The organism is Quadrisphaera setariae, from assembly GCF_008041935.1.
GTDB lineage: Bacteria > Actinomycetota > Actinomycetes > Actinomycetales > Quadrisphaeraceae > Quadrisphaera > Quadrisphaera setariae.
In genome coordinates this window covers 288,136-301,956 of the sequence record NZ_VKAC01000004.1, presented here as the reverse complement: position 1 = coordinate 301,956, position 13,821 = coordinate 288,136, and the positions used below count along the sequence as shown (strand labels likewise).

14 protein-coding genes, 1 pseudogene and 1 riboswitch are annotated in these 13,821 nt (G+C 75.2%); of the genes and pseudogenes, 6 read left to right on the top strand and 9 right to left on the bottom strand.

Features of this window, described 5'->3' with window-relative positions:
* Positions 1-87: 87 nt before the first annotated feature.
* From FMM08_RS08605 to FMM08_RS08595, 3 genes are all read right to left on the bottom strand, one after another.
* Positions 88-660, bottom strand: a complete 573-nt coding sequence (locus FMM08_RS08605; protein ID WP_187279630.1) for an AAA family ATPase — start codon at positions 658-660, stop codon at positions 88-90.
* A 106-nt stretch (positions 661-766) separates the two neighbouring features.
* Positions 767-2,008, bottom strand: a complete 1,242-nt coding sequence (locus tag FMM08_RS08600; protein WP_147925909.1) for an MFS transporter — start codon at positions 2,006-2,008, stop codon at positions 767-769.
* 52 nt (positions 2,009-2,060) lie between these two features.
* A complete protein-coding gene (locus FMM08_RS08595) occupies positions 2,061-3,104 on the bottom strand; it encodes a LacI family DNA-binding transcriptional regulator (RefSeq protein WP_147925908.1) in 1,044 nt (347 codons plus the stop codon).
* Positions 3,105-3,268: 164 nt separating this feature from the next.
* On the opposite strand from FMM08_RS08595, the gene FMM08_RS08590 reads away from it, so the two are divergent.
* Positions 3,269-3,916: a hypothetical protein gene (locus FMM08_RS08590; RefSeq protein ID WP_147925907.1), complete on the top strand. Its 648-nt coding sequence runs from the start codon at positions 3,269-3,271 to the stop codon at positions 3,914-3,916.
* Positions 3,913-4,737: a DUF2207 domain-containing protein gene (locus FMM08_RS08585; protein WP_147925906.1), complete on the top strand. Its 825-nt coding sequence runs from the start codon at positions 3,913-3,915 to the stop codon at positions 4,735-4,737. Before FMM08_RS08590 ends, FMM08_RS08585 begins: the two co-directional genes overlap by 4 nt.
* Positions 4,738-4,755: 18 nt before the next feature.
* On the opposite strand, the gene FMM08_RS08580 is transcribed toward FMM08_RS08585, so the two are convergent.
* Entirely contained in the window at positions 4,756-5,388 is a 633-nt protein-coding gene (locus tag FMM08_RS08580) for a suppressor of fused domain protein (protein ID WP_187279629.1), read from the bottom strand.
* A 174-nt stretch (positions 5,389-5,562) separates the two neighbouring features.
* Positions 5,563-6,024, bottom strand: a complete 462-nt coding sequence (locus FMM08_RS23345) for a luciferase domain-containing protein (protein WP_222710563.1) — start codon at positions 6,022-6,024, stop codon at positions 5,563-5,565.
* A gap of 9 nt (positions 6,025-6,033) precedes the next feature.
* On the opposite strand from FMM08_RS23345, the pseudogene FMM08_RS24080 reads away from it, so the two are divergent.
* Positions 6,034-6,528 (top strand): annotated as a pseudogene (locus tag FMM08_RS24080) (maleylpyruvate isomerase family mycothiol-dependent enzyme); the annotation flags it as partial.
* Positions 6,529-6,548: 20 nt separating this feature from the next.
* Here FMM08_RS24080 and FMM08_RS08565 read toward each other — a convergent pair.
* From FMM08_RS08565 to FMM08_RS08555, 3 genes are all read right to left on the bottom strand, one after another.
* Positions 6,549-7,364: a class I SAM-dependent methyltransferase gene (locus FMM08_RS08565; RefSeq protein WP_147925904.1), complete on the bottom strand. Its 816-nt coding sequence runs from the start codon at positions 7,362-7,364 to the stop codon at positions 6,549-6,551.
* An 88-nt stretch (positions 7,365-7,452) separates the two neighbouring features.
* Complete coding sequence (locus FMM08_RS08560; protein ID WP_147925903.1) at positions 7,453-7,881, bottom strand: hypothetical protein; 429 nt, start codon at positions 7,879-7,881, stop codon at positions 7,453-7,455.
* Positions 7,882-7,987: 106 nt separating this feature from the next.
* Positions 7,988-9,598 carry an amidohydrolase gene (locus tag FMM08_RS08555; protein ID WP_222710562.1) on the bottom strand — a complete coding sequence of 537 codons (1,611 nt, stop codon included), beginning with the start codon at positions 9,596-9,598 and terminating at the stop codon, positions 7,988-7,990.
* Positions 9,599-9,629: 31 nt separating this feature from the next.
* Between FMM08_RS08555 and FMM08_RS08550 the strand changes: the two genes are divergently transcribed.
* On the top strand, positions 9,630-10,598 hold the full coding sequence (locus FMM08_RS08550) for a pirin family protein (protein WP_222710561.1): 969 nt from the start codon (positions 9,630-9,632) through the stop codon (positions 10,596-10,598).
* Positions 10,599-10,714: 116 nt separating this feature from the next.
* Positions 10,715-11,767 carry a GGDEF domain-containing protein gene (locus FMM08_RS08545; RefSeq protein WP_147925901.1) on the top strand — a complete coding sequence of 351 codons (1,053 nt, stop codon included), beginning with the start codon at positions 10,715-10,717 and terminating at the stop codon, positions 11,765-11,767.
* Positions 11,768-11,770: 3 nt separating this feature from the next.
* Here FMM08_RS08545 and FMM08_RS08540 read toward each other — a convergent pair whose 3' ends face one another.
* Entirely contained in the window at positions 11,771-12,865 is a 1,095-nt protein-coding gene (locus FMM08_RS08540; RefSeq protein ID WP_187279628.1) for a YihY/virulence factor BrkB family protein, read from the bottom strand.
* A 231-nt stretch (positions 12,866-13,096) separates the two neighbouring features.
* Positions 13,097-13,259, top strand: a riboswitch (cyclic di-AMP (ydaO/yuaA leader).
* 115 nt (positions 13,260-13,374) lie between these two features.
* Here FMM08_RS08540 and FMM08_RS08535 point away from each other — a divergent pair.
* On the top strand, positions 13,375-13,794 hold the full coding sequence (locus tag FMM08_RS08535; RefSeq protein WP_255472190.1) for a C40 family peptidase: 420 nt from the start codon (positions 13,375-13,377) through the stop codon (positions 13,792-13,794).
* Positions 13,795-13,821: the final 27 nt, after the last annotated feature.

Genomic DNA, 13,821 nt, shown 5'->3' with positions numbered 1-13,821 from the left:
CCCCAGGTCAGAACCGTGATCGCAGCTTCACAGAACGTGAGGAAAACACGCCCGGCGGAGGCCCCCCGCAGGTCCCGGCGGGACCCGTCAGCCCCGCAGCACCACTGCTCGCCGGGGTACTTCGTCGAGGATGCGCCGCGCTGTGGCCGCGGCGTCCAGAGCCGAGGTGTCGAAGTACCAGCCCCGGTCGCGGAGCTCCTCCCGGATCCTGGCGTCGAGTCCCGAGATGTCGTAGTCGATCTGCTCCTCCACGGGCCGCTCCTCGTTGCGGCGTGCGGAGGTCGTCAGGTCCGGTGCCAGCGTGACCAGCCACACCGGCGACGGTGCCAGCCACCCCAGCATCGCGTCGAGCATCGCGGCGTCAGCCACCACGTGGTCGATGACGGGGAAGAAGCCCGCCTCGGAGAAGGACCCGGCCAGCAGGCACGCTCCACGGGCGCGGAGCACCAGCTGGGCCCGTGCCTCGTCAGCGGGCTCGTCGGCGGGCCCGACCCACCCGCTGCGGACCATCATCGCCAGGGCGTCGGCGTTGACGACCGCGCAGCGGGGCAGCGCCCGCGCGACCAGCGCGGAGACGGTGGACTTCCCCGCACCCGGAACCCCGGAGAGGATGAGGCAGCCGCGGGACCCGTCGATGGACGAGGCAGGTGCAGTGGTCACCGCCGCACCCTGGCAGCCGCAGGTGCTGCCTGACACCCGCTTTCTCGCCGCCCGCGGTGCGGCGGGACGCCCGTCACGGCCACGCCCACCGACGTCCTCCACCGCGTCAGACCGATCCCTGAGGGCGCTGCCCGAACGTCGCGGGCAGCGCGGCCATCAGCGCCACCGCGTACAGGACCGCCGACAGCGCCAGTGGTCCCCGGGGCGACCAGTCGTACAGCGTCCCCGCGACCAGTCCCACGGGCACCGCCGCGAAGCTCGCCGCTGTCTGCACCGCCGCGTAGAAGCTGGCGGTGCGATCTGGCTCGGCCGCGGCGACCACCACCGCGTCGCGGTAGGACTCCAGCAGGAACGGTCCCGCAGCGGCCACCCCCGCCGCGATGACGACGACGGCGACCGGCGGCGCAGCAGGCAGCGCCGCGAACAGCGTCCACCCGGCGACCGCGACCACCAGCGCCCACGCGGTGGCGCGGCCCGCGGACAGGCGCCTGTCCCACCGCGGCATCACCCCGAGGTAGCAGGCCAGCGACGCCAGCGCGCCCACTGCGGGCACCGCGCTGACCCACAGCGGCGAGACGGCCAGCGCGTCGGTGAGGAAGAGCGCCTGGAACAGGGTCAGCTGGGAGGCCAGCGTCGTCGCCACGTAGACCACCACCACTCGTCGAGCCCCGCCGCGCTGGCAGGCGCGCACCACCGCGGTCACGCTCACCCACAGGCCAGTCCTCAACCCCGCCGGCCGGTGGGCCGCCATCGCCTCCGCACCCGCGCGCGTCTCCCTGACGAGGACGTGCCGGACGACGACGTGCGCCAGCATCGAGACACCGCCGATGCCGAACAGCCACCGGAAGGCCGTCTCGGGTCCCCACCGAGTGATGGCCAGGCCGACGAGGGGCACGAACAGACCTGCGAGCAGCGCGATCAGCTTCAGCGCCGCGAAGATCCGGGCCCGGACGTGCTCGGGGGAGTCCTCCACGGCCAGCAGCCCGAAGGAGACGCCGACCACCTTCGCCGCGGAGTTGAGCACCCACCCGGCGAGGAACCACCACACGTCCTGCGCGCAGGCCCACACCAGCATCGGCAGCACCCAGGAGAGGAGGTCGAAGACGGTCGTGGTCCACCGCCGTCCCCACCGGTCGGTGATGGCACCGGCGAACAACTGCCACACGCAGCCGAGGTAGGTGCCGACCGAGATGAGCAGCCCCGCCTGTGCGGCGCTGAGGCCGCCGGTCGTCATGTAGACGGCCACGTAGAACAGGGCGGGGGTGCCGAAGAGCGCCCACAGCCCCTCGGTCGCGATGGCGACCCGTGCGTTGCGGTCGAAGCCGCCGGCGGTGGAGTGCTGGCTCACGAGGAGCAGACGCTAGGAGCTCTCCGCCGCAGCGACGGCCGGATCTGACCTGTTAACGATCACCTCTTCGCCGGGCCACCCCGACAGCCGCCGTGCTCTCCCGCGCGCGCACCTCCACGCGCAGGTGCTCCGCCGGGTCCGGCCGTGCGCCACTCGTCAGGTCGGCCAGGAGCACGCGCGCGGCCAACCGGCCCTCGGCGGCGGTGTCGTGGTGCACGGAGCTGAGGGAGGGAGAGGTGTGCTCCGACTCCGGCAGGTCGTCGACGCCCAGGACGGACACCTCACCGGGCACGCCCACGCCGCGCTCGCGCAGCGCCCGCAGCACGCCAAGAGCCATCGCGTCGTTGCAGACGAACACGGCGGTCACCCCGGTGAGGTCCGCGGTGGTGGCGATGCGGTAGCCCGAACCCGCTGACCAATCACCCGGGGTCCACGTCGCGCACGGCACGCCGTGCGCCGCGAGCGCCTCGGTGAAGGTCTCGGCGCGGTAGCGCCCCGACAGCGACCCCGCCGGGCCGGGCAGGTGCGCGACACCGCGGTGACCGAGTGCGACCAGGTGCCCGGCCGCGGCCCGTCCGACGAGGTCCTCCGCGCCCGGGCGGTCCACCGTCCCGCGCCCGAGGTGCTCGTCGACGTACACCGGCAGTCCCATGTCGACGGCGAGCACCGCGTCTCTGATGCGCTCGGTCTGCGCGAGCGCCATCACCGAGCACGCCGTTCTGGAGAAGCCGGACATCGCCTCGCGCACGGCTCGCACGGCGGCTCCCTCGTCGTCGCCGACGTCGTCGGGCAGGGGCACCACATCGAGCTCGTAGCCGGCAGCGCGCAGCTCGGCGAGAGCTGCCGCGGTGTTGCCGATCGGACCGGTCGCGGTGAGCTGGTGGGTGAGGACGCCGATGCGCCGGCTGCGGCCCGTTCGCAGGGAGCGCGCGGCAGGGTCGGGCACGTAGCCGAGCTCGTCGACCGCCCGCTGCACCAGCGCCCGCATAGCTGCTGAGACGTGGGGCGAGCCGTTGACCACCCGCGAGACGGTCTGCGCGGAGACGTGCGCGCGGGCAGCGACGTCGTGCACGGTCATCTTGCGCGTGCCGCTCACACGACCATCATCGCGGGCTTGGCGGAGCTTGCGGACCCGTCGATCTTCGGGGTGCGGACCGGTGCCTGAGCGTCCTAGGTTCTGATCATCGCGGCGTGCAGCACCGGTGGGAGGAGCGGGCCGTGGGGCCAGAGCGCACCAGTCCGGCAGGCGAGCGGACGTCCGTGGCGGATGCCGTGCCCGACCTCACCGGCCTGCTGCGGAGCGACCGCGAGGAGGGATCACCGACTCCCGCGACGGCCTGCTTGTTCACGGCGGTGACGAGCGGGGTGCTGGCGGTGTCCAGGGCCCTCGACGGCCACGCCGGAGCCGCGCTGTGCTGGACGGCGCTGCTGGTCTTCCAGATGGTCTTCTTCCGGTGGGCGGCCAGTCACCCGTTCTCCACCGACCTCGACGGGCGGGGGTTGACGATCCGCCGACCGGGTAGGACGCGCCGCAACGCCTGGGGTGACGCGACCGCGCTGCATCCTGGCCGGCGCTGGGACGCCGCCCGTTCGGGTGGAGCCCAGCCCAGCGGCGCGGTGACGAGGGCGGCTGGACACGCGCCGCCGGTCGGCTCACGGCCGGCGGGGCTCGCAGGCCTCGAGCGGGGGACCTGGCGCACCGTCGGCTGGTTCGTCACCGGCATGGTCGTGGTGCAGCTCGTCTCGCGGGCCCCGTCAGTCCTGCCCCACGACGGTCTGGGAACAGCGGCGCAGGTGGTGCTGCTCGTGCTGGGCTTCGTGTGCTTCGGGGTGGCGGGCTTGAAGGCCTTCCTCCGGCACTCCGCCCGGCAGAGTGGGTCCTCCCGTCCGCAGGAGCCGCAGCAGTGAGCAGCGACCCGGTCCTGCAGCTGGCGACACCGGCTGAGCTGGGCGCCCTCCACCTGCGGCACGCCCAGCGGAGGCACCTCGCCGCCACCGTGCTCGACCTGGCCGCTCGCGGGCACCTCCGGGTGGACGACGCAGGCAACGACCCGACGCTCGGCTACGCCCTGGACTGGTACCTCCTGCTGCCGGGAGAGGCGCCACCGGTCGGCCTGGATGCCACCGACCTCGCGCAGGTCCGCACCGCCCATCCGCAGCACGAGCCGTGGCCCGCCCTCGACCGAGGGGCGCCTCGCCCGGGAAGCGCGGACACCCTCCGCTCGCACGAGCGGCTGCTGCTGACCCTCGTCGCGGACACTCCCAACCGGCTCCTGTCTCGGGTGCGCGCCCACGCCGACGTCCCGCGGGTGCTGGCTGCCCTGGACGACGACGTCGTCGAGCGCGGGTGGTTCGCGCCGAGCGCGCACGCGCTGCCCGTGGGACTGCTCGAGCACCTCCGAGGCGTGCACGCAGGACGACGACGCACCCGCTCCGGCGACGAGGTCGCTGCGCAGCTGAGGGCTGCCCGGTCGGTCCTGAAGGCGCACCGCCCGGAGGCGGCGGCCCTCGTCGAGCTGCTCCCGACCGCGGTGGCGCTCGGGCTGCTCGACCTCTGGACGGCGCACCTCGGTCAGCTGCGCCCTCCGACGCCGGCGTGGTTCGCGCCGGGACGCTCGACCACCGCACGCGGATGGCTCGGCGTGTGCGGTGTGGCGATGGCGATGTCCCTGGAGCCCCCTCCCGGAGGCGGGGCCGGGTCAGCTGCCTTCGGACAGACGAACCCCTGAGGGTGTGGGGCCACCGCGTCAGCGGCCGGGGTCGGTGAGCATCAGCGGGCCGACGGCGGGGGAGCGCTGCAGCTCGTCGAGCACCTGTCGCGTGCGGGTGGCCTGCATGCGGGCGAGCTCGTCCGCCGTGATGCCGACGACGCGGATGAAGTCGAGGTGCCCGTGCGGGGTGTCCACCCCTCCGAGCTCGGGGTCGAGCGCGAACGCCAGGGCCCTCAGACGGGTGTCGGGGTTGCCCGTGATCGGACCTCCCGGGTCGAAGCGGTGCCCGTCCCCCACCACGGATCCGGTCTCGTCGATGTGGTCGCCCAGACGCACCAGCAGCCTCAGCGCCCACTCGGGTGGCTGCTCCTCGTCGAGGGCGGCGGGGAGGCGCAGCGTGAGCTCCAGGCCCCAGCCGCTGGTGGCCGGGTCGTCGCTGGTCTTCTCGAACAGCTCGCTCAGGCCGAGCGTGACCAGCAGCCACCCGTCGGCGGTGCGGTACCCGTCGACGGCGTAGACGCCCCCTGCGTCTGGGAGGCCGCCGACCGCGAAGTGGACGGGCTCCACTGCGGTGACCGACTGCACCGCGGCCTCGACGGCGTCCCAGCCGGGGGCTGCGTCGGCGTCGTGGTCGGCGTCGTCGTGCTCTGCGTGTGCGTGCTCCGTCACCCGGATGAGTCTGCCCGGACGACCTCGCCACGAGATCACAGCTCCCTCCCGAGCTCCTGACCACCCGGCGCGCATGAAGGGGCCGAGGAGGTGGGGGTGGCCCCGACAGCACGGTGCTCCACGGTCCTGGACCTCGAAGGGGACGACGTCGACGACGTCCTCGAACACGCGCTCTCAGCGGTCGGCACCGCGCGCGAACCTCAGGCTCTCCCTCACCAGGGCGAGCACCACAGCGAGCTCGGCCTCGGTGCGCGGCCCGTAGAGCATCACCTCCGTGTCGTGGTCGGCGTACTCGTGCGGCTCGCCCCAGCCCAGGTCGCAGACCTCGCGGGCCCGCTCGCTCGGCAGGCACAGGTGCAGGCTCGTGTCGCTGACGCCGTGGAGGTGCACGGGCTCCAGCGGAGGCAGGGGCGCCAACGACGTCGAGGCGTCGGCCACCGCGTCCAGGTCGTCGAAGAGCACAGCGCGCGATGACGCCGGCGACACCTGGCTGTGCCCCTCCCGCACGTGCGGCAGTGCGAAGACCTCGGCCACCAGGCGCCCCCACAGCTCCGGAGGCGCCTGCTGGTCGAGCTGGCGGTGGGGGCCCTCCTCGGAGGTGGTCGGTCGAGGGTCTGAGCGCAGCGCGAGGTCCACGGCACCAGTGTGATCAGCTGGTCCGGAAGCCGGCCGCAGCACCAGGTGCGCTGCCAGCACCGGCCCGCGGACCTCTTCGCCGTGATCGCCGACGAGCGGCGGGCCCTCGCGGCCCAGCTCGCAGACCCGGCCCCGCAGCAGCAGGCCAGCCCGAGCCTGTGCCCGGCGTGGACGGTCCACCACGTGGTGGCCCACCTGGTCATCCCGCTGGAGGTCAGCGTCCCCGCCGTGGTCCTGCAGGTGCTGGCAGCTGGTGGGAGGTCCGACCGCGCCAACGAGCGGGTGACCGCCCGCCTCGCCCGCCGACCGTTCTCGGAGCTGCTGCACGTGCTCCGCGAGCAGCCGGACTCCAGGTCCACCCCGCCCGGTTCCGGCCCGGAGGCACCGCTGGTGGACCTCCTCGCCCACGGCCTGGACGTGCGGTGGCCCCTCGGCCAGCGCGCTGCTCCTGGTCATGACCGGCCGCCCCGGCCGGCCTTGGTGCGCCCTGACCGGGCACGGGGTGGGTCTGCTGCGAGACCGGCTCACCCCGCGCTGAGGTCGGCGGCCCCCGACGCGAGGACGGCGCAGGTCAGCACGTCGAGCGAGACGTCGCGCTGCGAGCCGTCGGCCAGGACGTCGGCCACCCGCTGCTCGAGCGCCGCCCTCCGTTCCGGAGGCAGCGCGGCGACGTTGGCGAAGGAGCGGACGAGCGCCACCAGTCCCGTCGCGTCGCGGGTCTCGGTCCGGCGGTCGAACTGCCACGCGTCCACGCGGAACAGGCCCGCGGCGTCCAGCTCGGCCCGCCCGTCGCGGGCGGTGCGCTCCAGGTGCTCCTCCGCGTCAGGTCGCACGTCGAGGAAGCCCAGCTCCGGCCCCACGACTGGGTCTGCCGCGAGCGTCGCGACCGCGTCGTCGCGCGAGAGGAGGAAGGTCCACAGGAGCAGGAGCCGGCCCCCGGGTTCGAGGGCCTCCGCCACCACGGGGTGCTCCACGGCGGGGTCGAGCCAGTGGAAGCTGTTCGCGGCGACGACCACCGGGAAGGCCTCTCCGCGCAGGTCCACCTCGCCGAGGTGCGCCTGCTCCACACGCAGCGCACCGGTGCCGTCGAGGGTGCGCAGCCGCCCGGCCATCTGCCGGCCCGGCTCGACGGCCAGCACCGGGTGACCCGCACCGAGCAGCGCCCTGGTCAGCTGCCCGGTGCCCGCCCCGACCTCCAGCACCCGCTGCCCGGGCTCGACACCCGCCCACCGCAGGACCCGCGCCACCTGCTCGGCGGGGAACCGCGGGCGGGCGGCCTCGTAGGCGTCGGCCACCGCGTCGAAGGCGGTGCGGGCGCTGCGGTCCGTGTTCGACCTCATGCGCACCGATCATGCCGACCCGTCCTGCGCTCCTCGTGTGCTCCTCCCGCCCCCCGAGCTCTCGAGGCGCTGCACCCGTCCTCGTCGGTCAGCGGGGGAGGACGCCCAGCTGCGCGGCCGTCAGGCCGGCGAGCACCACGGCCAGCAGCCCCAGGACGACGCCGATCGCCACCCCCGTGAGCAGGTCTCCCGCTCGACGGCCGTCCGACCCCTGGCCGCGTCCCCGGCCCGGGCACGTGCACGACGCCTGCGGCACGACCGGGGTGGGGCTGTCGGAGGTCACCGCGGCGCGCGGCGCGGGCACGAGCGAGCCCGTCGCCGCCGTCGTCGCCGTCGTCGCCGTCGTCGTCGTCGTCGTCACCGCAGTGGCCGGCAGCTGCTCCGTCTGCGGGAGCACCACCTCGAGCACGCCCGTCTCGACGAAGGCGCTCGCGTAGGCCCGACCGAGGTGCGCGGGTGGCTGGCGGACGGGCCTCGCCTCGGCGAGCGGTGGGCTGGCGGCGGGGCGTTCGGGCACTGCGGCGGGGCTCCTCGGGGGACGGAGCGCCCTGCACGGGAGGACGCTCGGAAGGATCACCGAGAGTAGCCCTGCGAACCCCCCTGCGGGGGGACGCCGGAGATCGTCAGCGAGCCGCCGACACCACCGACGAGACGCCGTCGGCGTGCACGACGCGGCCGTCGACCACCGTCATGGCCACGCGCGCGGCCCCGCGCGCCACGGCCGCGGCCGTGCCGTCCGCCAGCGGGTCGGCGTCCAGGGCGACCACGTCCGCGGTGTCGCCCACCGCCACCACCGACCTGCCCCGGGCGCTCGCTGCCAGCGCCTCCGCCGTCGTGATCGACTGCTCGGGGTGCCACGCCCCTCGGGGGTGCCCCCCGGCGAGCGCGCGCGGGTCGGTCCGGTCGACGGCGGCGGCCACCGCGAGCCACGGGTCGAGCGCCGCGACGGGCGCGTCCGAGCCCATCGCCAGGCGCGCGCCGGCGTCGAGCAGCGCGCGCAGCGGGAAGGCCCGGCCGGTGCGGCCGCGCCAGTGGACCTCGGCGACGTCGCGGTCGTCGAGGAGGTGGGCGGGCTGCACGCTGGCGACGACGCCGAGCGCGGCGAAGCGGGGGACGTCGTCGTCGGCCACCAGCTGGGCGTGCTCGACCCGACCGCCGCCCCCCACGGCCTCGAGGGCGTCGAGCGCAGCGCGCACGGCGGCGTCGCCGATGGCGTGCACCGCCGGCAGCATCCCTCCGGCGCGACCTCGGCGGAGGAGCTCCAGCAGCGCCTCCGGCGGCCAGGTGAGCTCCCCGCGGCTGCCGGGGCCGGTGCGTCCGGGGTAGGGCTCCAGGCAGCAGGCGGTGCGGGTGTTGAGGGACCCGTCGGTGATGACCTTGAGGGGCCCGGCCAGCACGAGCGGGTCCCCTCCCGCGAGCGGCGTCCCGCCGCGGACCCCGCTGGCCACCACCTCGTCCAGGTGCTGCGGGTAGGTGCCGGCCTCCACCCTCAGCCCGGCCGACGCCGCCCGCCCCGCCCCGTCCGCACCCGCGCGGCGCGCCCACACGGCGACCGTCCCTCCGGGGGCGTCGGTCATCTCCAGGTCCACCACGCCCACCACGCCGCGGGTGGCGGCCTCGGCGAGCGCGTCGGCGACCGCGGCGTCCAGCTCCGCCTCGCCGACCCTGCCGAGCGCGCGCTGCACCGCGAACGCCGCCTCCTCGCGGACGAGCCCGTGCTCGTCGGGGACCACGCCCAGCGGGGCGGCCACCTGCTGCGCCGCTGCCGCCGACAGCCACGAGCAGTGCAGGTCTCCCGAGACGAGCACCACCGGCCGCCGCGGGTCGCCGGCTCGCGCGACGGCGCTGTCGAGCAGTGCCGCGGACGGCGCGTCCGTCCAGAGCCCGTCGCGGAACCCGTACCCGACCAGCACCCCCGCGCCGCTGCTCGTGCCGCGCTCGGCCGCCGCGCGTCGCAAGACCGCCGCCGCGGCGTCCGCGGCGCTCGTCGCCGCGGACACGTCCAGCCTGCGGCGCACCAGCGCCCACTGGCCCAGGTGGACGTGCTCGTCCCACAGGCCCGGCAGCAGCCAGCGCCCGTCCAGGTCGACCACCCGCTCAGGGACGGCGCCGCCCCTCGTCGTCGGGCGGACGGAGGTGACCCGTCCGCGGTCGAGGAGGACGTCGACGAGCCCGTCCGGCCCGGCGGGGGCCCCTGCGAGGCGGCAGCGGCGCAGCAGCAGAGCGGCGGTCACGCCCACATCCTGCGGGGAGGAGACTCCTCGGGTGGACGAGGGGACGCCGGACCGGCTGCTGACCGGGCGCGAGGTGCCGCTGGGCGGTGTGCGCGGCATGAGCGTCCAGCGGTGGCTGCCGCACCGGGAGGTGCCGACGGTGGGGGCGTGGTGCTTCCTGGACCGGATCGGCCCGCAGCGGGTGGACATGCGGGTGCAGCCCCACCCGCACACGGCGCTGCAGACGGTGACGTGGCCGCTGACCGGCGAGATCCGCCACCGCGACTCCGTGGGCAGCGACGTGGTGGTCCGCCCCGGGGAGCTGAACCTCATGACCGCCGGGCGGGGGGTCTCCCACAGCGAGCTCTCGCTCCCGGCCGGCTCCGGCCAGCCCCCGCTGCTGTCCGCGGTGCAGCTGTGGGTGGTGCTGCCGCGCGAGCAGGACGGCTGCCCGCCGCGCTTCGAGCAGCAGCGCGAGCTGCCGGTGCTCGAGGTCGGCGGTGCGCGCGGCGGCGTGCGGGCCACGGTGCTGGTGGGGTCGCTGGGTGGGGCGACCTCGCCCGCGGGAGTGGCGCCCGGGCTCGTGGGTGCCGACGTGGTGCTCGACGCCGGCGCCGACGTGGAGGTGGAGGTCGACCCGACCCACGAGCACGCGCTGCTCACCCTCGACGAGGACGGCGCGGGAGGCGCAGCGCCGGCGCTGCGGCACTGGGCGCCGGGCCGGACCAGCCTGCGGCTGCGGCACGCCGACGGTGCGCGCCAGCTGCTGCTGGGCGGGGTGCCCACCACCGACGACCTGGTGATGTTCTGGAACTTCATCGGGCGCACCCACGAGGACGTCGCCGCCGCCCGCGCCGACTGGGAGGACCCGGACGCCGCCGCCGAGCGCTTCGGCCGCGTGCCCGGCCACGCCGCCTCCGAGCGGATCCCGTCCCCGCCGCTGCCCCCGGTGCGCCTCACACCCCGCCGGCCCCGTCCGCGCCGAGTCGTGGAGCCCGGGGAGGCGCCCGCGTTCAGCTGAGCCGCGTCGTCCGACCGGACGAGGCGGCTCCGGTCCGGCTCCAGGCGCGGCCCCGGCCGGCCGATGGAGGAGGACCTGCCCGCGGTGTGCGCGGGCCTGTCCCGAGCAGGAGCGACGTGCCGGATCGCGCTGCGGACGGGCGCCTCCGCGCCCGCGTGCTGGCCTGCCTGGTGCTGGCCGCCGTCGCCGTCGGCGTGGTGGCCTCCTTCGACCCGACGACCCTGCGCCCGGGCGCGTGGACCGTGGCCTTCACCGCCGCCCTCGTGACCGGCGCTGCCGTGGGCGCCGCCCTGCTCGCCTCTGGTCAGCGCTGGTCCGGTGCCGCGCTGACGGCGGTGGTGTGCGGGCTGCAGGGCGTCGTCGTGCTCTCGGTGCTGGCCAACCAGACGCGCTCCGGCGGCATGCTCAACGTGGTGCTGCTGCTGCCGCTGGCCGTGTACGCGGCGGTGCACCTGTCGCCCCGCCAGTGCCGGACGGTCATGGCCGTGCTGGTCGTGGGTGCCGCCGTGGTGATGGAGGCGGTGGCCGACGGCGTCCTGCAGTGGGTCTCGCTGACAGCGGTCCCCGTCCTGGCGTTCCTCGGCACCGCCGAGGTGGTGCTGCGCCTGCGCTCGGAGCTCGGCGGCGCGCTCGGCGCGCTGCGCGAGCAGGCCGCCACCGATCCGCTGACCGGGCTGCTGAACCGCCGCGGGCTGCACGAGCGGCTGCCGGGCGCCGCGGACGCCCCCACGGGGTTCCGCTGCGTGATGGTGCTCGACCTCGACCACTTCAAGGCCGTCAACGACACCTTCGGCCACGAGGTGGGCGACGAGGTGCTGCGCCGCTTCGCCGCGGGGCTGGCGGGCGAGACGCGGGCGACGGACCTCGCCGTGCGTCTGGGGGGCGAGGAGTTCCTCGTGCTGACCGACGTGCCCGCGGACCGTGCGCACGAGTGCGCCGAGGGCCTGCGGTCCCGGGCGGCGCAGTGGCTGGCGGAGTGGTCGGTGACGGTCAGCGTGGGCGTGGTGGTCGTCCCCGGCGCGGAGCCTCGCGGTGCGTCGCGCGCGGAGCTGCTGGCGGCGGTGAGGGCCGCCGACGACTGCCTGTACCGGGCCAAGGAGCTGGGCCGGGACCGGACGGTGGTGCAGGTCGCTCCCGCAGCGCCCGCCACAGCCGCGAACGCCGGGTGAGGGTCAGCCTGCAGCGCGCGAGCCCGCTCCGGCGCGTTCGCCGTCGTCGTCCTCAGCGGGGTGGGTGGTGGGCTCGTCGCCACCCGCGGCGGCGTCCTTGTCGAAGGAGGCGGTGACCGTCTCGAAGCCCTTGTACGTCTCGCTGCGCGCGTACCCGGTGTAGGCGCGCACGTCCTGCGGCGTGAGGTCGACGTCGTCGGTGAACGGGGTCAGCAGCGCCCTCGGGTACAGGCGGCGCTGGCGGACGACGTTGATCTCCGCGGCCAGCACCAGCGCCATCGACTGCAGGTACAGCCAGGCCAGCAGCCCCAGGACGACGCCGAACACGCCGTACACGTCGCCGGCGTGCTGCAGGTACGCACCGGCCAGGCGCGCGAACGCCGTCTGCAGCCCCTCCCACAGCCCCGCGGCCACCAGCGCGCCGATCGCCACGTTGCGCCAGCCCAGCCGCACCGCGGTCAGCACCCGGAAGACGACGACGAAGATGCACGTGTTGATGGCGAACGGCACCAGCGTGCCCGCGGCGAGCAGCAGCCCGCCGCCCACCGGGACGGCGTCGGCCACCTCCGGCAGCACCACCGAGATGGCGGTGGCGAGGAGCGCCAGCACGCCGAGGGCCAGCATGAGCACGATGCTGCGCAGGCGCGACAGGACCGGGTTCGGCTGCTTGTAGCGCGGCACCGCGTAGATGCGGTTGAGCGCCGCCTGCGTGGCCTGCATGACGCCCATGCCGCCGTACAGGGTGCCGAGCGCGCCGATGGTCAGGGCGACGCCGCTGCCCCGCAGGCCCGTGATGCTGCCCTGCAGCGCGCTGCCGAGGACGGGAACGCCCGCGAGGGCGTCGATCGTCGTCGTCACGGCGCGGCCGGACAGCTCCGGGTCGGCCCCGGAGAACGGCGCCAGCACGAAGCCCAGCACCGACACGAGCAGCAGGAGCAGCGGGAAGACGGAGACGAAGCCGTAGTAGGCCATGAGCGCGGCGAGGTGGGGGCCGCGGTCGTCGGCGAACTTGTAGACGACGGCCAGGGGGAACGCGCTCGCGGGGTGGCGGCGCTGGAAGGCGTCGATGCGGTCCGTGAGCTTCGCGCCGCCTGCCACGGGCGCCATCCTGCCGGAGCGACGATCACCCGGCGCGCCGGTGAGACCCGTCCGGAGGCGCGGCAGTGCGGCCGAAACTTTCGCCAGATGCGTGTCGTCGACCGGCGTGTCACGAACAGATCACGGTTGCGACCTGGGATGTTTGGGGGTTTCCGTCACTTCCCGGTACTTTCTGTCCGCTCCCGGTGACAACCGGGAGTCCTCACCGCGCACGCCGAGCCCCTGCCAGCGCGTCGGAGGTCCACGAACCCAGTGGCAGGGGACGGGGGAACCACTTCCGGGCGCGGTGCTCTTCGGAGCGCTCACGCGTCCTCGGGGTGAAGCTCGCCTAGCGAGCCGGGGGACCTCACCTCCCGAACCCGACAGCTCACCTCGCAGGCGTCGGAGAGGCTCACCCCCACATGTCGATGACCCATGCCCATCACGGGCGTCACGTCTCCTGCTCCCGCTGCGCGAACGGCTCGACCGGCGCCCCGGCCACGTCGAGGCCCCGCCGGACCCTGGCCCGCGTGGCCGCCGGCGTCGCCCTGAGCGGCGGCCTCATGGCCGCGGCCGTGGCCCCGGCGAACGCCGCACCCGTGCTGAACAGCGGCGCCGTCCTGGCCACCGCCACCCAGTACATCGGCACCCCCTACCGCTACGGCGGCACCAGCCCGTCCGGCTTCGACTGCTCGGGCTACACCCAGCACGTCTTCGCCGAGAACGGCATCTCCATCCCGCGCACCGCCGACGCCCAGATGGACGCCAGCACCCGCATCAGCGCCTCTGACGCGCGTCCCGGCGACCTGGTCTTCTTCGTCCGCGGTGGCCGTGCCTACCACGTGGGCATCTACACCGGCGACGGTCAGATGATGGACTCCCCGCGCTCCGGCAAGTCCGTCACCGAGCGCTCCATCTGGGGCAGCAACGTGGTGTTCGGCCGCTTCTGAGCGACCCGCGGCGAGTGAGCCGCTCCG